This is a genomic window from Roseibium polysiphoniae (genome assembly GCF_014842925.1).
Lineage (GTDB): Bacteria > Pseudomonadota > Alphaproteobacteria > Rhizobiales > Stappiaceae > Roseibium > Roseibium polysiphoniae.
In genome coordinates, this window is record NZ_JACYXJ010000002.1 from 423,128 (window position 1) to 442,124 (window position 18,997).

The following is an 18,997-nucleotide window of genomic DNA, read 5'->3' on the forward strand; positions in this document are numbered from 1 at the left end:
CCGGTTACGACCGGCGCCTTTTTTTTAGAAGGACCCACAAAGAGAAGGCCACGATATGAACAAGCCCCTGCGTTGGAAGCGAGTGCTCCTGAAACTCTCCGGTGAGGCGCTGATGGGATCCCAGCCATTCGGGATCGATCCGGCGATTGTCGAGAGAATTGCGAAGGAGATCGCAGACGCGGTAGCGCTTGGTGCGCAGGTGGGCATCGTGGTCGGCGGCGGGAATATCTTCCGCGGCGTTGCCGTGGCCGCCAAGGGCGGCAATCGGGTCACTGGCGACCACATGGGTATGCTTGCGACCATCATGAACTCCCTGACGATCGCTGATGCCCTTCGCCGGCTCAAGGTCCAGGCCCGCGTTCTTTCCGCAGTCGCTGTTCCCTCTATCTGCGAGACATTCAGCCAGCGTGTGGCTGAACGCTACATGGAAGACGGCGACGTCATCGTTTTTGCAGGCGGAACGGGCAATCCCTTCTTCACCACCGATTCTGGCGCCGCTCTCCGGGCTGCCGAGATGCGCTGTGATGCCTTTTTGAAGGGCACTCAGGTGGATGGTGTCTATTCAGATGATCCCAAAACCAATCCGGATGCAGAGCGTTATGAGACGCTCGGTTACGAAGAGGTGATCAAGCGCAATCTGAAGGTCATGGACACCACTGCGATTGCGCTCGCGCGTGACAATTCAATTCCCGTCATTGTCTTTTCCATTCACAGTCCCGGTTCGCTTGTGAACGTTCTTCAGGAGAGCGGCCGGTATACTGTTGTTGGCGATTGATTCTTTTGCCAATATCCGCGGCACAGGGCCTTGTGTTTCGATGCAAGTGTGCGATCTTTGCCGCGGCCGAGACACTGTAAGCCATCAAAGCAAGAATTAAGTGAGGAAGTTATGCCGGTAGAAGGTATAGACCAGGACGATCTCAAGCGCCGGATGCAGGGCGCGTTGTCGGTGCTCAAGACAGAGTTTGCCGGCCTGCGGACCGGCCGGGCCTCATCCAGCATGATGGATCCGATCATGGTGAGCGCCTATGGCCAGGCGATGCCGATCAGCCAGGTTGCGACTGTCAGCGTTCCAGAGCCGCGCATGCTTGCCGTTCAGGTCTGGGACAAGGGCATGGTTGCTGCTGTTGAGAAAGCGATCCGCGAATCCAACCTTGGTCTCAATCCTGTTGTAGATGGCCAGCTTCTGCGCTTGCCGATCCCGGAACTGAACCAGGAGCGCCGCCAGGACCTGATCAAGATTGCTCACAAGTATGCCGAGCAGGCCAAGGTCTCCATCCGCCACGTCCGCCGCGACGGAATGGACACGGCGAAAAAACTCGAGAAGGATGGTGACATCAGTCAGGATGATGGCCGTGTTGCATCCGACGAGATTCAGAAGCTGACCGACAGCATGATCGCGGAAGCGGATGCTATGCTTGAAAAGAAAGAGCAGGAAATCTCCCAGGTCTAAGCTGAACAATCAATCTGGCTTGGTCGGGAGAGGTGTTCTCGGCTAAGCCTCTCGGGGGGACTTTATGACTGCAAATCCGGATCCAGCCGACAGCGTGCTTCCCTTGCCAGATGGCAAGGCCGCACCGGTGCGTCACGTTGGCCTGATCATGGATGGCAATGGCCGATGGGCCCAGGCTCGCGGTCTCTCCCGTTCAGATGGCCACCGTCATGGCCTTGATTCCTTGCGCCGCATGATCCGTCACGCGGTGCGGATCGGCCTTGAATACGTGACGATCTACAGCTTCTCCTCGGAAAATTGGAATAGGCCCGAGACGGAAGTAAGTTTTCTCATGTCTCTTCTGCGCCGGTTTGTTCAAAGGGACCTTTCGGAGATTCACCAAGCCAATGTCCGGATTCGGGTGATTGGTGACCGTGAAGGGCTGGAGCCCGGCATTCGTCAACTGCTTGTGGAAGCTGAACAGCTGACGCGGGCAAACTCCGGAATGACCCTGGTGGTTGCCTTCAATTATGGCGCGCGCGATGAAATCACGCGAGCCGTCCGGTCCATCGCGCAGGACGTGGCAACTGGTGCCATCGAGCCTGACGCGGTGACGCAGGAGATGATTGGCGACCGCCTTGATACCTCCGGGATACCAGATCCTGACCTAATCATTCGGACAAGCGGCGAAATGCGGCTTTCCAACTTCCTCATGTGGCAGGCAGCCTATTCGGAATTCTATTTCTGTGAGTGTCACTGGCCGGAGTTCGATGAGGCGGCCTTTGACAAGGCGCTCGCCGATTACAGCAGCCGTGAGCGCCGTTTTGGCGGGCTCAGCGCCAAAGCGCTCTGAATGCGTGACCCCCTTCAAAAGCCTGGCGGCGGTTCCCGGATGTCTGACCTGAAGTTGAGGGTTATCTCCGCTGCGATACTCGGGCCGGCCGTGCTGGCCATTGCCTATGTTGGCGGTCTTTGGTTTTTCGCGCTCGTGCTAGTGGCCGCGGTCCTGTTCCAGCATGAGTGGTTTTCGATCACAGGAACGTCCGACAAAAGCGCTCCGGCGATTCTCGGGTATGCCGCACTGGTGGCAGCGTGTGTGCTCTACGCCTGGAGCTATCCGTTCCTGGCGATTGCCTTGGTCGGAGGCGGAGCGCTCGCTGTCTATTTGGTTGGCGGAATGAGCCAGCCGGCGCGCTGGGGCGCCGAAGGTATTATCTATTCCGGGCTCGCGTTGTTGTCTCTGATGGCCTCTCGTCTTGGCGATATCGGCCTGGTGTTCGTCTTCTTCCTTCTGATCGTAGTGTGGGCCACGGACATCTGCGCCTACTTCGTCGGCCGTTTCCTGGGTGGCCCAAAGCTTTGGAAACGGGTTTCACCGAACAAGACCTGGTCGGGAGCGCTTGGGGGATTGTTTTTCGCCGTTTTGTTCGGCGTCGGGTTCGCTGCGGTCTTTGGACAGACCGATCTGCTGCGGTGGGGCGGTCTGGCAGTTGTTCTTTCCATTGTCTCCCAGGCAGGGGATCTCATGGAATCGGCAATCAAGAGGCGCTTTGACGTTAAAGACTCCAGCGGTCTGATCCCTGGACATGGCGGGATCATGGACCGCGTCGATGGTCTTGTTGCGGCCGCGATCATGGCCGCAGCCCTTGGGCTTTCCTTCGGCGGTGACCTGGCCAACCCGATTGCGGGTCTGTCTCTGACCTAAGGCCACTCCGATCTCGTCGCTAAACCAGAAAGCAAACAAGGTGGATATGTCTGCAAACTCTGAGAGATGGCCGGGTGCGGCTTCGGGCAGACGAATGCGGCTGAGTGTCCTTGGGGCGACCGGGTCCGTCGGACGCAGCACGCTTGATATCGTGGCGCGCAATCCGGATCGCTTTGATGTTGTTTCCCTTGTGGCCAATTCTGATGTTGCGGGCCTTGCGGAGCTTGCCCGCAAGGTGGGAGCGGATTGTGCTGTTCTCGCAAGGTCCGACAAGGGGGCGGAGCTCGCGGAGGCATTGGCGGGAACCGGTATTGAGGTCGCTGCAGGGGACGAGGCCGTTCTTGAGGCCGTGGACCGTCCGGCGGATATGGTCGTAGCTGCCATCGTCGGTGCGGCGGGGCTTCGGCCGACCTTGCGGGCAATGAAGTCCAGCCGAGCCGTTGCTCTGGCCAACAAAGAGTGCCTCGTCTCAGCTGGTGACCTCTTCGTGGCGGAAGCGCGGCGTAGCGAAACGACTGTTCTTCCCGTCGACAGCGAACACAGCGCTATTTTCCAGGTTTTCGAGCAGGAGAATGCGGATCAGGTCGAGAAGGTGATACTGACCGCGTCGGGCGGGCCATTTCGGACAGTGTCGAAGGCTGCGATGGCAGGTGTCACGCCGGCTCAGGCGCTCAAGCATCCGAATTGGGACATGGGAAGCCGTATCACGATCGACAGTGCCACGATGATGAACAAGGGATTTGAGGTGATCGAGGCGTTTCACCTCTTCCCCTTGGAACAGGATCAGCTGGAAGTCCTCGTGCATCCGCAATCCGTCGTCCATGGCCTGGTGCAATACCGCGATGGTTCATTGCTTGCGCAGCTGGGGTCGCCAGATATGCGCACGCCAATCGCACACTGCCTGGCCTGGCCACACCGCATGGATGTTCCCGTTGAGAGGCTCGATCTCGCGCGGATTGGCGAGCTGTCTTTCGAGGCACCGGACCTCGACCGCTTCCCGTCACTCGCGCTTGCACTCCAGGCAATGAGGCGAGGTGGTGGCGCGACGACGATCCTGAATGCTGCGGATGAGGTGGCCGTTGCCGCCTTTTTGGACCAGCGGATCAGCTTCTTGGATATTCCATCAGCAGTCGAAGCGTCGCTTCAAAGACTGGATGCTTCTCACGGGGGAAGGACCCTCGAAGGGGTTGAAGATGTTCTGGCTGTCGACAAAGAAGCGCGGGATGCCTGCCGCGAATGGGTTGCATCTCGCTAGCCAACCGGATCAAAATCGGATAGCGGTTCAAAAATCGGTGTTGTCCTTTAACCTGCCTTAATTGCCCAGCGTATATCCTGTAAAGATACAGGATCAAACGAGCCTGAAACGGGACCTCATAATGGAATTGATTTCGTCGGCTTACGACCTCCTGATCGGCTATATCGTGCCGTTCCTCTTCGTTTTGACCATTGTGGTTTTCTTCCATGAGCTCGGGCACTTCCTCGTTGCACGCTGGTGTGGCGTCAATGTCGATGCATTTTCGGTCGGTTTCGGGCGTGAGATCTTTGGCTGGAACGACAGCAAGGGAACCCGCTGGAAGCTCTCGATGATCCCGCTCGGCGGCTATGTAAAATTCGCCGGCGACGAAAATGCGGCGAGTGCGCCGGATCGCGAGCGGGTCGCAGCGATGAGCGATGCCGAACGGGCAGGGGCGTTCGTCGCCAAGCCGGTCTGGCAGCGCGCCGCTGTTGTTGCCGCGGGTCCGATTGCAAATTTCATCCTGGCGATTGTCATTTTTGCTGCAATCTTCATGGCCTTTGGAAAGATCGTTACCTCGCCCGTTGTTGAAACGGTTCAGCCCGGCAGTGCGGCAGAGGCTGGCGGGCTGCTGCCCGAAGACCTGATCCTGTCTGTTGATGGCCGTGAGATTGCAACGTTCTCCGATCTGCAGCGGATTGTTTCAGTGAGCGCCGATGTGCCGCTTTTGCTTGAGGTCGAGCGCGGCACGAGCGTCGTCACACTGACTGTGACGCCGCAATACCGGGAATTGACGGACCGTTTCGGCAATGTTCAGCGTCTTGGTCTTTTAGGCGTTTCGCGTAGTCCCAAGCCCGAGGATCTCATTCAGCAAACTTACGGCCCCGTCGAGGCCGTCGCTGAGGGAACGCATGAAACGATCTATATCGCCGGGCGGACACTCGATTATCTGTGGGGCGTTCTTTCCGGCCGGGAGGCTGCCGATCAGCTTGGTGGGCCGATTCGCGTCGCGCAGGTGTCCGGGCAGGTCGCCACACAGGGCATAATTCCCTTGTTGAGCCTTGCTGCAGTTCTGTCGATCTCCATCGGACTTTTGAACCTGATGCCAATTCCCATGCTCGACGGTGGGCATCTGGTCTACTATTTCGCTGAGGCGGTTCGAGGGAAGCCTTTGAGTGAAGGTGTGCAGGATATAGGCTTTCGCATCGGTATCGGTATTGTTCTCCTGTTGATGGTGTTTGCGACTTGGAACGATGTCATGCATCTGACGAAGCTCTAGCCGCTGAATTGCCGTAGGAAATTGGGGCGTGGCATCCTCGCAACGCCTTCAATTGAAATCGATTTTCGGCCATGAGCCCGGTTGCACATTCGGTAAAAGGCTGTAAAACGATTTCAGTTGCTGAGAATCTGGGGTTACCTCTGCGCCTTAGCGCATTGGATTTAAAAACATAAAGGCATAGCGCACTAATGCAGCGATTGCAGAAACTCACTCGCGCCGTTGTTCTCGCGGCCGCCGTATTTTCTACGGGCGCGATTCTTCCCGAGACCTTTGGTCCGTTCTCCTCTGCGACGGCAGAAGCCGCTGTCGCCCGGAGCGTTGTGGTTCGCGGAAATACGCGCATCGAAGAGGAAACCGTTCTCAGCTACATGACGATCCAGCCTGGCCGCTCCTACAGCGCCGCGGACGTTGATGAATCGCTGAAAGCGCTTTTCGCCACTGGCCTTTTCGCCGACGTGAAAATTTCGCCGCAAGGCGGAACTGTCGTCGTGACAATTACCGAGAACCCGATCATCAATCGCGTTTCCTTTGAGGGGAACAAGAAGCTCAAGGATGACGCTCTCAAGACCGCTGTGCGCTCGACTGAACGGTCGATGCTGACGCGGGCCAAGGTTCAGACGGACGTTCAAAATATCCTCGAGGCTTATCGTCGTTCCGGCCGTTATGGCGCCTCCGTTGATCCCAAGATCATTGATCGCAGCAACAATCGTGTCGATCTGGTCTTTGAAATCAATGAGGGCGACAAGACTGGGGTCGAGCGGATCACCTTTATCGGGAATTCCGCATTCAGTGATGGACGCCTGCGAGATGTGATCAGAACCCGTGAGAGCGGTCTTCTGAGCTGGCTGCGTAGCACCGATACCTATGACCCTGATCGTCTGTCTGCTGACCAGGAATTGCTGCGTCAGTATTATTTCAAGAAGGGCTATGCCGACTTCCGCATCGTCTCGGCTTCGGCTGATCTTGACCGCGAGCAGAACGTCTTTCACGTGACCTTTACGGTCGATGAGGGCGAAGAATACACCATCAGCGATGTTGAGGTGGTTTCGTCGCTTGCTGAGGTCGATCCTGAGGCGCTGCGGTCGCAAGTCCGAACCCGTGCGGGTCAGACCTTCAACTCGCTTCGCGTCGAGCAGAGCGTGGAAGACATCACGATCAAGGTGGCTGAAAACGGCTACGCCTTTGCTCAGGTTCGTCCTCGCGGTTCGCGTGATTACGAAAACAAGACGATCTCTCTGACCTACTACATTGAAGAAGGTCCGCGGGCCTACGTCGAGCGTATCAACATCATTGGCAATGACCGCACGCGTGAATACGTCATTCGTCGCGAGTTCGACCTTGCTGAAGGTGACGCGTTCAATCGTGCGCTTGTCGACAAAGCTGAGCGTCGTCTCAATAACCTCGGTTTCTTTGATCGGGTGAGCGTTACGACCGCACAAGGGTCTGCTCCTGACCGTGTGGTGATCAATGTTCGCGTAGAAGAGCAAGCGACTGGCGAAGTCTCCTTCGGTGTTGGTTATTCGACAACAGATGGGGTCATCGGCGATGTCTCGGTCACCGAGAAAAACTTCCTCGGGCGGGGTCAGTTCGTAAAGGTCGCTGTTGGCGGCGGTACTGACACACAGACCTACGAATTTGCCTTCGTCGAACCTTTCTTCATGGGACGCCGCATCGCGCTTGACCTTGATGTTTACAAAAAGGTCACTGATGCGAATGACTACCGGTCTTACGATGAAGACAAGATCGGTGGCGGGTTCGGGTTCTCGCTTCCGCTTCGCGAAGAAGAACTGACGCTCCGCCTCTATTACAAGATCTTCCAGTCTGAAATCTCGGACCCGGACAACCTTGCGACAGGACTTTCTGATTGTTCCAACAACTCTGACCTGTCTCCTGCGATCTGTGACTCTCTCGGCACGTATCTGACCTCATTGGTTGGTTACACCCTTGTTCACAGCACGCTGAACAACAACCTGAACCCAACCGATGGCGTTTACGCCTCCTTCGGTCAGGAGTTCGCTGGTGTTGGTGGCGACTCCTACTACATCAAGACCACCGCCGAAGCGCGCGCCTACAAGGAAATCCTTGCAGACTACGGCGTGGTGGGTAAAGCGAGCATCAAGGGTGGTCACATTACTGCGATTGGCGATGAGCGCCTGCGTGTTTCCGAACAGTTCATGGTGGGCGGCAACATCATCCGCGGTTTTGAAAACCAGGGGATTGGCCCGCGCGATGCGACCACAGAGGATGCCATTGGTGGCACCATGTATGTCGCTGCGACTGTCGAATCGACTTTTCCGGTTCCTCTGATCCCTGATGAGTTTGGCCTGAGTGGCGCTGTCTTTGCGGACGCAGGTTCGGTTTGGGACGCAGATAGCGACCTTATCAATGCGGTCGGGTCAAACGGCGTTGTTTCGAATGACTTCGAACTACGTGCCTCGATTGGTGCCGGTATTCGTTGGAACTCGCCTTTCGGTCCTCTGCGGGCAGATTTCGCCTGGCCTATCGTCAAGGACGATGCCGACAAGACGCAGGTCTTCCGGTTGAGCGGCGGCACCCGTTTCTAATTCGCAAGAATTTGTGAGATAAGACGGCCGCCGATACATCGGCGGCCGTTTGCTATTGGAAGAAGAGCATGTCTGATCCCGTTTTCTTTGCCGCTCCGGAGACCATGAGCCTCCAGGCCATCGCTGATTGGGCGGAGGCGGAGATACTCTCGGGTGACCCGGATCTGAAGATTTCCGGCGTTGCGCCGGTTGAAGACGCTGTTCCGGGATCTCTGGTCTTTTTTGACAATACGCTCTACCTCGACAAGCTGGCGGAGACGCGTGCTGCGGCCTGTCTTGTCGGCCGCAAGCATAAAGACAAGGTTCCAGACGGCGTGGCGGTGCTTTTATGCCGTGAGCCCTACAGATCCTGGGCCCTGGTCCTGGCACAACTGTTTCCAACTGCAATGGTGCCGCGCGCAGAGAACGCGATTGGTGTCTCTGAGCGTGCTGTGGTCGATCCCACTGCGGTACTCGAGGAGGGTGTTGTCGTGGAAGCCGGAGCTGTGATTGGTGCCGGTGCCGAAATCGGTGCAGGGACAGCAGTCAGGGCCAATTCCGTGATTGGTGAGCACGTTCGCATTGGACGTGACTGCGTTGTTGGCGCGAATGCGTCTGTCCAGCACGCGCTTCTTGGAAACCAGGTGTATCTTCACCCGGGTGTTTGTATCGGTCAGGACGGTTTTGGCTATGCCATGGGACCTGGCGGTCATCTGAAGGTTCCGCAGATCGGACGAGTGGTCATTCAGGACAATGTGGAGATCGGTGCCAACACCACAGTTGACCGGGGCGCTAACCGGGATACGGTCATCGGCGAAGGGACGAAGATCGACAATCAGGTCCAGATTGGACACAACGTCGTTGTCGGGCGTCATTGCGTGATCGTGTCCCAGGTTGGGCTTTCAGGCAGCTGTACGCTTGAAGATTATGTTGCCATCGGCGGCCAGACCGGCGTTCGCGGTCATGTCACGATTGGCATGGGCGCCCAGATCGCCGGCGTGAGCATCGTCAATGACGATGTGCCGGCTGGTGGCCGGTATGGCGGGACACCGGCAAAGCCCGTAAAACAGTGGTTCCGGGAACTGGCGGCGATCCGCAAACTTGCAGAGCGCGGCAGCGAGAAATAAACGGATCCGCACTTGGATCCACCTATGTGACGGCGCATCCGGCGCCAAGGGGCTTTTAATGGAAGAGACAGACAAAAAGACGCTCGACAGCGCAGACATCATGCGGATCATGGAAGTTCTTCCGCACCGCTATCCGTTCCTTCTCATCGACAAAATCGTGGAGATGGACGGCGATGACAGCTGTATCGGCATCAAGAACGTCACGATCAATGAGCCGCATTTCCAGGGGCACTTTCCGACACGCCCTGTCATGCCAGGCGTGCTCCTGATCGAGGCGATGGCGCAGACCGCCGGTGCCTTGTGCGTCCATGCCAAGGGCAAGGACAGCCCGCCGCAGCTCGTCTATTTCATGACCATCGACAAGGCCAAGTTCCGCAAGCCGGTGGTGCCTGGCGATCAGGTTCATTTCCACGTCAAGAAGATCCGGCAACGCGCCACGATCTGGAAGTTCGACGCAGTGGCGATGGTCGACGGTGCGAAAGTTGCAGAAGCGGAAATCAGCGCGATGCTGGTGGATGCGTGAGGACTTGATGACAGATATTCATTCCACCGCGATTGTTGAAGATGGCGCTTTTGTCGGAGATGGCTGCCGGGTCGGGCCCTACTGTGTGGTTGGCCCAAATGTGCGCCTGGAGCCAGGTGTCATTCTCGAAGCGCATGTAGCGGTGGCCGGTCACACTACGATCGGCAGCGGCACGCATATCTTTCCCTTTGCGAGCATCGGTCACAAGCCGCAGGATCTAAAATACGCCGGAGAGCCGACACGGCTTGAAATCGGTCAGAACAATCAGATCCGCGAGCATGTCACCATGAGCCCGGGCACGGTAGGTGGTGGTGACCTGACCAAGGTCGGGAACAACAGCCTGTTCATGATGGGCTCGCACATCGGGCACGATTGTATCGTGGGCGATCATGTTATTCTGGCTAACAATGCGACCCTGGCGGGTCACGTCGAGCTGGAAGACTACGTCATCATGGGTGGCTTGAGCGCGGTGCGCCAGTGGAGCCGAATTGGCACGGGTGCGATCGTTGGCGGCATGACTGGCGTCGAGTTTGACGTGATTCCCTTCGGTTCGGTTATCGGCGACAGGGCGCGCCTTGCTGGTCTCAATCTGATCGGCTTGAAGCGCAAGGATTTGCCTCGTGAGCAGATACATGCACTGCGAAACGCCTATAAGAAGCTGTTTGAGAGCGATGAGGGCACCTTGCGTGAACGCGCGGACGTGGTGGCCACCGAAAATGCTGATCAGCCGCTGGTCAAGACGGTGACCGACTTCATCCTTGAGAAGGAAAACCGCCGGTTCTGTACGCCGCGCGGCGGCGATTGATCGGCGGGTCATGCCAGCGCCGGTGTCCGCATCCATGAGCTTGCAGGAGCAGCATAAGACTGCTCCTGTCGCGGTGATCTGTGGCAACGGTCGTATCCCGCTTCAAGTTCTGGACGGCCTTGAGACTCAGGAGCGCGCTGCCTATGTGGTCGCAATCAAGGGAGAGGCTGAAGCCGATCTGCAGGCAAGGGCGGATATCGAACTTGGTTGGGGGGAAATCGGGCGGCTTTACAAGTCTATGGCCAAAGCCGGCTGTAAGCAGGTCCTACTGATAGGGGGCGTCACAAAGCGTCCCGACTTCACCTCCATTGTCGGCGATCTCGGCACGTTGAAACGCTTGCCGAAAATCATCAAGGCGCTTGTGGGCGGAGACGATAGTCTTTTGACGAAGGTCATCAGTCTCTTCGAAGTGGAAGGCTATCAGGTGGTGGGCATCAAGGACATCACACCGGAACTTTTGGCAGCCGGCGACGCGATGGGCGTGCATAAGCCTCGTGCAGAGGACCTTCGTGACCTGGAGCTCGCGCGATTGGCGACAACGCGTCTGGGTGATCTCGACATTGGCCAGGCTGCAGTTGCGCTCGGCGGGCGCGTGATCGCGGTAGAAGGCGCAGAAGGCACGGATGCCATGCTGGAGCGCTGTGTGACCTTGCGGGAGAACGGCCGAGTGCGGGCCAAGGGGAAGGCCGGCGTGCTGGTCAAGGCGGTCAAGCCTGGACAAGATCTTCGGGTCGACCTGCCGACCATCGGTCCGAAGACAGTTGAGCTGGCGTCCAAAGCCGGGCTGGCAGGGATTGCTGTCGAGGCTGGCGGCGCCCTTGTTTCCGACCGGGTAGAGACGATTTCCGAAGCTGATGCCGCCGGTCTCTTTCTGTTTGGTTTTCAGGCCGACCCACCTGACGACGGGAGTTGAGGTGACATGTCACTGTCTGGCAACCCGGTCAGGGTCGCGATTTGTGTTGGTGAGGAATCTGGAGACCTTCTTGGCAGCCGGCTCATGGACGCGTTACAGGAGCGCCTCGGTCCAGACGGGGTGACTTTTACCGGGTTGGGCGGTGGTCGCATGCAGGCTCTTGGTATGGAGAGCCTTTTCGATATCTCGGATATTTCGGTCATGGGGATTTCCGCCGTTCTGGCGCGGCTGCCCCTGATTGTCAAACGCGTCTATCAAACCGTCGATGCGATTGTTGAGAGCGATCCCGATGTGCTCGTGATCATCGACAGTCCGGACTTCACTCACAACGTCGCAAAGCGTGTGCGAAAACGCGCGCCGCATATTCCGATCGTGGGCTATGTCTCGCCATCAGTTTGGGCCTGGCGGCCGGGTCGGGCGCGCAAGATGAAAGCCTATGTGGACGAGCTTCTGGCGATTTTGCCATTCGAACCAGAGATCCACAGGAAGCTTGGTGGCCCGCCAACACACTATGTCGGCCACCCGTTGATTGAACGGCTCAGCGAGCTTCGGCCATCTGAGGGGGAACGGACGCCGGTCGAGGGACCCGACAAGGTCTTACTTGTCCTCCCGGGCAGCCGTGGCGGCGAGGTGGGTCGTCTTTTGGCCGACTTTGGCGGAACGGTCGAAAAGCTGAAGGAGCGTTTTCCGAATCTCGAAGTCCTGCTTCCTGCGGTTCCGCACCTGCGTGATCGTATTGTCGAGGGTGTGGCTCAGTGGAAATGCAAGCCGACCATCGTTGACGGCGAAGCCGACAAATATATGGCTTTCCGCAGGGCCCATGCGGCTCTGGCAGCGTCGGGAACCGTATCCCTGGAACTTGCCATCTCGGGCGTTCCCATGGCCATCTGCTACAAGCTTGACTGGTTCTATCGTCGCCTGAGGCAAATTCATAAAATCATTCCGATCGCCAGCGTCGGGTCCATGGTTCTGCCAAACATCATACTTGGCCGGAATGTTGTTCCTGAATTCCTGGATGACGAGGCCAATCCTGGCAAGCTGTCGGATGTGATCGGAGACCTTCTGGTCGATAGCAGCGAACGCCGCCACCAGGTTGATGCGCTGAAGGATCTGGATGCGAGGATGCAGCTGCCAGACGGCGGAAAGCAAAGCGATGCGGCGGCGTCGATCGTGCTCGAGGTTTTGAAACGTCAGGCTTGATTGAGCCGGTTGGCTGCGGGACAAGAAGGAGCGTCGTTCAAGGTGACGCTTGGCTTTTTCCGAGGTCTCATGAATATTCCAAGACTTGAAACTGATCGTCTGATCCTGCGTGCCCAGTCTTATGATGACTGGCCAGCCTACCGGGACATGATGCGGTCGGGGCGATCTTCAGGCATGGGCGGACCGCACGAAGACCCCTTTGCCTGGGGCATGTTCTGTCATGACCTCGTCCAATGGCAACTCTTCGGGCACGGCGCCTTGATGATGGACGACAAGCAGAGCGGGCGCTGTGTGGGCCAGGTCGGTATCAATGGCGGACCGTCGTTTCCCGAGCCTGAGTTCGGCTGGTTTGTCTATGAGGATGCTGAGGGCAAGGGCTATGCCTTTGAAGGCGCAACCGCCTTTCGGGAATGGGCGCTGGGTGAGCTGAGTCTGCCGTCACTGGTCAGCTATATCGATGATGACAATCTGCGATCGCGGGCTTTGGCGGAGCGCCTGGGCGCGCGGCTCGATGATCGTCCGAAGGCTCCCGACCCCATCGACCTGGTCTATCGGCACAAATGATGTGACAAGCAGAAAGGGCGCCCAATCGGCGCCCTTTGAATTCGTATTGATGGCAGAGCGCCTTAGCGCTGTTCGATCGGCGTGTAGTCGCGCTTTGGCGAGCCCGTGTAGAGCTGACGCGGACGGCCGATACGCTGGGACGGATCTTCCACCATTTCCTTCCACTGAGCGATCCAGCCCACTGTGCGCGCAAGAGCGAAGAGCACGGTGAACATGGTGGTCGGGAAGCCGAGCGCACGCAGGGTGATGCCGGAGTAGAAGTCGATGTTCGGGTAAAGCTTCTTCTCAACGAAATACGGATCGTTGAGCGCAATCTTTTCCAGTTCCATCGCGATATCGAGCAGCGGATCGTCCTTGATGCCGAGCTCGCCGAGGACCTCGTGACAGGTCTTCTGCATGATCTTCGCGCGCGGATCGTAGTTCTTGTAGACCCGGTGACCGAAGCCCATGAGACGGAACGGATCGTTCTTGTCCTTGGCGCGGGCGACATATTCCGGAATGCGGTCAACAGAGCCGATCTCGGACAGCATGTTGAGCGCTGCTTCGTTGGCGCCGCCGTGTGCCGGACCCCAAAGGCAGGCAATGCCGGCTGCGATACAGGCAAACGGGTTTGCGCCCGAGGAACCGGCTAGACGAACGGTCGACGTCGATGCGTTCTGCTCATGATCTGCGTGCAGGATGAAAATCCGGTCCATGGCACGGGCCAGAATCGGGTTCACCTTGTACTCTTCACAAGGAACTGCAAAGCACATGTGCAGGAAGTTGGCCGAGTAATCCAGGTCGTTGCGCGGGTAAACGAACGGCTGCCCGACATGGTACTTGTAGGCCATGGCAGCGATGGTCGGCATCTTTGCGATCATGCGCAGGCTTGCGACCATGCGTTGATGCGGGTCGGAGATATCCGTGCTGTCATGGTAGAAAGCGGCAAGGGCGCCAACGGTGCCACACATGACGGCCATCGGGTGAGCATCACGACGGTAGCCGGAGAAGAAGCGAGACATCTGCTCGTGAATCATCGTGTGGTAAGTCACACGCTGAACGAAATCTTCTTTCTGCGACTTGGTGGGGAGTTCACCGTACAGCAGAAGATAGCAAGATTCGAGGAAGTCACCGTGATCGGCGAGCTGGTCGATCGGATAGCCGCGATAAAGCAGCGTGCCTTCGTCGCCATCGATGTAGGTGATTTTGGATTCACATGACGCCGTGGACGTGAAGCCCGGATCGTATGTGAACATGCCGGTGTCTTTGTAGAGTGAGGAGATGTTCACTACAGACGGGCCAACGGATCCCTCCAGAACGTTAAATTCGTGGTCTGCGCCACCGACGTTCACTTTGGCTTTGTTTTCGGCCATTCAGGTAACCCCCTTTTCAAGTACTCTTTGCGGCACCCGAGCGGCGGGTTGCTGCGTTCCACAAGCGGGAAAACAGGCCTGCCAGATGCAGCCGGAGAAATGGTCGCGTTCTGCGTATCCCATTTGGTGCAGGGCCGCAAGGCAACGGTCCTAACGCTTTGGTCACATGCCTTCGTTTCGGCAGAAATCGCTAGGGCAGCCAAATGCTGCCCTGCGACAAATTACGGCAATTAGCTTGCCTGATCGCTAACGCGAGCGATGGATTCTTCCCTACCAAGTGCAACGAGAACGTCATAAATTCCGGGAGACGTCCCCCGGCCCGTAAGCGCGGCGCGCAGCGGCTGTGCGACCTTGCCCAGCTTGAGTTCTTTTTCTTCAGCGTAAGCCTTGACGGCGACCTCAAGAGGTTCAGCAGCCCACTCGGAAACGCCGGAGAGTACATTGCTCAAGTCAGCCAGAATCGCGCGCGCGCCTTCATCGAGAATCTTGTTGGCTTTCTCGTCGCAATCGAGCGGCCGCTGGCGCCAAAGGTAGCTGGCGCTTTCGGTCAGCTCCACGAGGGTCTTGGCGCGCTCCTTGAGGCCGGGCAGGGCTGCAAGTGCTGTCGCCTCGTTCTCGCCATCTGCCATCCAGGCCAGAACCGCATCGCCGCCGTCCGTGTGGGCAAGGCAGGTCTTCCAATGGGCGAGCAGCTCGGCATCGTCCGTGCTGCGCATATAATGGCCATTGAGGTTTTCGAGCTTCTTGAAGTCGAAACGCGATGGCGATTTGCCGATGGCATCCATGCCGAACCATTTGATCATGTCTTCGGTCGACATGATTTCCTCATCGCCGTGGCTCCATCCAAGGCGCGCAAGGTAGTTGCGCATGGCCTGTGGAAGGTAGCCTAAGGCGCGATAGGCTTCCGCACCGGTCGCTCCGTGGCGCTTGGACAGTTTCGCGCCATCGGGGCCATGAATCAGCGGGATGTGCGACATGGCAGGCACGGTCCAGCCCATGGCCTGGAAAATCAGGCTCTGGCGGGCGGCGTTGGTCAGATGGTCATCGCCGCGGATGATGTGGGTGATGCCCATGTCGTGGTCATCCACGACGACAGCAAGCATATAGGTCGGCGTGCCGTCGGAGCGCATCAGGACCAGATCGTCCAGATCCTTGTTGGGGAAGGTGACACGGCCCTGGACCAGATCGTCCACCACGGTCTCGCCTTCCTGGGGCGCTTTCAGCCTGATGGCCGGTGCAACGCCTTCAGGCGCCTCTGAGGCATCCCGTTCACGCCAGCGGCCGTCATAGCGGGGCGGACGGCCTTCTGCGCGCGCCTTTTCACGCATCTCGGTCAGTTCTTCGGGCGTGGCGTAGCAGGGATAGGCCTTGCCGGCTGCAACCAACGCATCGACCACTTCCCGGTGTCTGTCGACGCGGCCGACCTGGGAGATCGGATCGCCTTCCCAGTCGAGACCCAACCATGTCAGCCCGTCGAGGATGGCATCAACGGCGTCCTGGGTTGAGCGCGCGCGGTCAGTGTCCTCGATGCGCAGAAGCATCTTGCCGCCGTGGTGCTTGGCAAACAGCCAGTTGAAAAGGGCTGTACGGGCACCGCCGATATGAAGGAAACCGGTCGGGGAGGGAGCGAAACGCGTGACGATCTGATTGGCCATGGTGATTTTTATGGGTCTCTGCCAGAATGTTGAAGCAGGCGGACGGCCGCCGTGTTGGCGGCGTCTTAGCATAGGCTTGTGAAAGTCCAAAGGGGCGCGAAGGATTTGACCGTGGCTGGTGCGGATCCACCGCCCGGCTCAGATGGCAGTGTCGATCCTGGGGCTGACGCTGCTCCAGTTGCGCAGCCCATCAAGGGCCGCCGGGCGGACAGGAAAACGGGCGCGAAAGATGATGCGGGCCGATCGGCCGGACGGAGAAACCGTCGCTTTCGTCAAATACTCAAAGCCTTTCAAGTCATGTCGCGGGGCTCTGCCGCATTTGATCGCAGCTTTCATGATCGGGAGGTGACCGGCGCGCTGTCTCAGCCGCCACGGTCGAAGCTCCGCCGCAATCCCTTGCAGGAAGAACAGTGGCTGCTTTGGATTGGCTTCGCCTTCGCTCTTGGCATCCTGACCTACATGGTCCTTCCCGAGGAACCGAATCTCTTGGCCCTGGGCGCGGTCTTTTTGGCGGCGCTGGTCTGGATCGGACGCAAGGCGGTGACCGGCCAAGCCGGGGTGGCGGCGATCCTTCTCTTGTCAGCGCTGAGCGGTGTTCTGGTGGCAAGCCTTCGCGTGACGCTTTGCGAAGCACCCCGGCTTTACCAGCCTCGCAACTTGTCGCTTGAGGGGCGCGTCCTTGAAAGACAGGAAAGTGCGCGCGGTCCACGTCTCATCTTGGAGGTTCACAGCTATGAGGACTATGGCAAACTGCGGTCGCCGGGGGACCCCTTCGGCGGCGGGCGTTTACCAGAGACCATTCGCATTTCCATACCCAAGGCGGCGATGGTGCGCACCGGTGACGGGGTGAAACTGACTGCCCGCCTGTTCCCGCCATCAGGTCCGGCACGGCCAGGGGGCTATGACTTCTCGTTTTGGGCTTATTTCGATGGCCTTGGCGCAACCGGATTTTCCTATGGCGCGCCTGACCCAGTGGATCTCGGACCGCCGCCGGGTTGGCTTCGTCTCAAGCGCGGCCTTGAGACTGTCCGATCAAGTATCGGAGATCGCATCCGGGCTGTTCTTCCTGTTGGTGACGGAGCCGAACTCGCGGTCGCACTCCTGGTTGGTGACCGGAGCGGGCTTTCGGAGCAGGCGGAGGACGCCTTGAGGGCCTCCGGGTTGGCTCATGTTCTTGCAATTTCGGGGCTTCACATGGCGCTTTTTGCTGGCGGCGCATTCGGCGTCGCTTTGCTCTTGCTGGCTGCTTCCGAAACCGCTGCACTCAAGCTGCCGTCTCACAAGGTCGCAGCCGTTGTGGCGCTCCTGGCCGCAACGCTTTATCTGGCGCTTTCCGGCGCGTCCGTTGCTACACAACGGTCCTACATGATGATCAGTCTGGTGTTCCTCGGATTGATTATGTCGCGAAAGGGTTTGACGCTGCACAGCGTTGCATTGGCTGGGCTTGTCCTGCTCGTGCTGGCTCCCGAGCGGCTCCTTCACCCCGGGTTTCAAATGTCCTTTGCCGCTGTGATCTGTCTTGTCGCAGTCTATGGGACCTGGCGGACGCACCGCCTCGAGCGCGGAGCTTTCCAACTGCGTGCAGATGGCGGGATCGTGCGGCGCCTGCTGTCATTCGCCGGGGGCTCGCTCGCAGGCCTTCTGGTCACGGCGCTTGTGGCCGGGGTCGCGACCGGGATCATCGGTGCGCATCACTTTGGCCGTATCGCACCCATGGGGCTCCTCGGAAACTTGCTTGGCATGCCGGTGTTCACACTCGTGATCATGCCGATGGGTGTCCTTGCGCTTGTGCTCATGCCATTTGGTCTGGCGGCGCTCCCTCTCAAGGTCATGGAGGCAGGCCTTGAGCTTTTGCTTGCGATTGCCGGCTGGGTCATTGACTTCGGCACGGATGGGCTCGGCGTTGGCGACGGGCATCTGGTGCCGCCGGGAGACTTGCCGACTGTGCTCCTGATCATGGGGCTTTTTCTGGTTGTTCTGGCACGGCGTTGGTTTCGTCTTGCCGGTGTTCCGGCGCTTTTGCTGGCAACCGGGCTGATCTGGGGCGAACGGCCGCCAGATGTTCAGATTTCAGCTTCGGGAGACCGTATCGCTGCTCGGGGGGCGGATGGACTTTTATATGTCGCGTCGAGACAGGCGGGGTTTGAGACGGACATCTGGCTGCAGGCAGAAGGTCAGGCCCAATCTGTTTTCCACAAACAGAAAATGACATCGGATCAATACCGCTGCGACGATTCGGGATGTGTCTACCGGGCCTATCCACCTGGGCCGGAGAGCGCGCCTCGGACGGTTGAGGGGCCAAACACAAGGCCAAATTCTGCGCAGCAAGGCCTTGTCACACTGACCGGTCAGCCCCTGCGCATCGCCATGCCAAAGACCCCGCAGGCGTTTGCTATTGATTGTGACTTGGCCGACCTTGTCGTCACGGATCTGGATGTCCCGGAAGACTGTGCTGCAGAGCTCGTCATTGCCGGTGCCGAACGGCGTGAGGCGGGGGCATTGTCGCTCTGGCTAGAAACGGTCAATGACAATAGATCATCAAAAGAGCGGAGTAGCAGCCCTGCTCAGACAGTTGTCACCCGCTGGATCGCAGCGAAATCCCGACCGGCCCGGCCCTGGCATCAGGGGACGCCATAAGCCTTTCGGTACATGTGTCTTAGTCTTGCCC

16 protein-coding genes are annotated in these 18,997 nt (G+C 58.5%); 14 read left to right on the plus strand and 2 right to left on the minus strand.

The window, feature by feature from the left end; translation table 11 throughout:
- Window positions 1–55: 55 nt before the first annotated feature.
- The 13 genes from pyrH to IG617_RS05755 all read left to right on the plus strand — a co-directional run bounded on the left by pyrH (window position 56) and on the right by IG617_RS05755 (window position 13,322).
- Window positions 56–775: a UMP kinase gene (gene pyrH / locus IG617_RS05695; RefSeq protein ID WP_153768926.1), complete on the plus strand. Its 720-nt coding sequence runs from the start codon at window positions 56–58 to the stop codon at window positions 773–775.
- Window positions 776–886: 111 nt separating this feature from the next.
- Window positions 887–1,450, plus strand: coding sequence for a ribosome recycling factor (gene frr, locus IG617_RS05700; protein WP_153768927.1), 564 nt, complete (start codon window positions 887–889; stop codon window positions 1,448–1,450).
- A 64-nt stretch (window positions 1,451–1,514) separates the two neighbouring features.
- Entirely contained in the window at window positions 1,515–2,282 is a 768-nt protein-coding gene (locus tag IG617_RS05705; protein ID WP_192108150.1) for an isoprenyl transferase, read from the plus strand.
- Window positions 2,283–3,134, plus strand: a complete 852-nt coding sequence (locus IG617_RS05710) for a phosphatidate cytidylyltransferase (RefSeq protein ID WP_254170444.1) — start codon at window positions 2,283–2,285, stop codon at window positions 3,132–3,134.
- Window positions 3,135–3,228: 94 nt separating this feature from the next.
- On the plus strand, window positions 3,229–4,389 hold the full coding sequence (locus IG617_RS05715) for a 1-deoxy-D-xylulose-5-phosphate reductoisomerase (protein ID WP_192108152.1): 1,161 nt from the start codon (window positions 3,229–3,231) through the stop codon (window positions 4,387–4,389).
- Between the two features lie 121 nt (window positions 4,390–4,510).
- Complete coding sequence (rseP, locus tag IG617_RS05720) at window positions 4,511–5,647, plus strand: RIP metalloprotease RseP (RefSeq protein WP_192108154.1); 1,137 nt, start codon at window positions 4,511–4,513, stop codon at window positions 5,645–5,647.
- A 188-nt stretch (window positions 5,648–5,835) separates the two neighbouring features.
- Window positions 5,836–8,211 (plus strand): outer membrane protein assembly factor BamA, encoded by a 2,376-nt coding sequence (gene bamA, locus IG617_RS05725; RefSeq protein ID WP_192108156.1) that lies wholly within the window; start codon window positions 5,836–5,838, stop codon window positions 8,209–8,211.
- A 68-nt stretch (window positions 8,212–8,279) separates the two neighbouring features.
- On the plus strand, window positions 8,280–9,317 hold the full coding sequence (gene lpxD / locus IG617_RS05730; protein ID WP_192108158.1) for a UDP-3-O-(3-hydroxymyristoyl)glucosamine N-acyltransferase: 1,038 nt from the start codon (window positions 8,280–8,282) through the stop codon (window positions 9,315–9,317).
- Between the two features lie 58 nt (window positions 9,318–9,375).
- Window positions 9,376–9,840 (plus strand): 3-hydroxyacyl-ACP dehydratase FabZ, encoded by a 465-nt coding sequence (gene fabZ / locus IG617_RS05735; protein ID WP_153768934.1) that lies wholly within the window; start codon window positions 9,376–9,378, stop codon window positions 9,838–9,840.
- Window positions 9,841–9,847: 7 nt separating this feature from the next.
- Window positions 9,848–10,645, plus strand: a complete 798-nt coding sequence (lpxA, locus tag IG617_RS05740) for an acyl-ACP--UDP-N-acetylglucosamine O-acyltransferase (RefSeq protein ID WP_192108160.1) — start codon at window positions 9,848–9,850, stop codon at window positions 10,643–10,645.
- A 34-nt stretch (window positions 10,646–10,679) separates the two neighbouring features.
- Complete coding sequence (locus IG617_RS05745) at window positions 10,680–11,558, plus strand: LpxI family protein (protein WP_192108162.1); 879 nt, start codon at window positions 10,680–10,682, stop codon at window positions 11,556–11,558.
- A 6-nt stretch (window positions 11,559–11,564) separates the two neighbouring features.
- A complete protein-coding gene (gene lpxB, locus IG617_RS05750; protein ID WP_192108164.1) occupies window positions 11,565–12,758 on the plus strand; it encodes a lipid-A-disaccharide synthase in 1,194 nt (397 codons plus the stop codon).
- 69 nt (window positions 12,759–12,827) lie between these two features.
- Entirely contained in the window at window positions 12,828–13,322 is a 495-nt protein-coding gene (locus IG617_RS05755; RefSeq protein WP_192108166.1) for a GNAT family N-acetyltransferase, read from the plus strand.
- A 62-nt stretch (window positions 13,323–13,384) separates the two neighbouring features.
- Here the strand turns inward: IG617_RS05755 and gltA are convergent, their stop codons facing one another.
- On the minus strand, window positions 13,385–14,674 hold the full coding sequence (gene gltA / locus IG617_RS05760; RefSeq protein ID WP_153768939.1) for a citrate synthase: 1,290 nt from the start codon (window positions 14,672–14,674) through the stop codon (window positions 13,385–13,387).
- 230 nt (window positions 14,675–14,904) lie between these two features.
- Window positions 14,905–16,329, minus strand: coding sequence for a glutamate--tRNA ligase (gltX, locus tag IG617_RS05765; RefSeq protein WP_192108168.1), 1,425 nt, complete (start codon window positions 16,327–16,329; stop codon window positions 14,905–14,907).
- 111 nt (window positions 16,330–16,440) lie between these two features.
- Between gltX and IG617_RS05770 the strand changes: the two genes are divergently transcribed.
- Window positions 16,441–18,966 (plus strand): ComEC/Rec2 family competence protein, encoded by a 2,526-nt coding sequence (locus tag IG617_RS05770; RefSeq protein ID WP_192108170.1) that lies wholly within the window; start codon window positions 16,441–16,443, stop codon window positions 18,964–18,966.
- Window positions 18,967–18,997 lie beyond the last annotated feature (31 nt).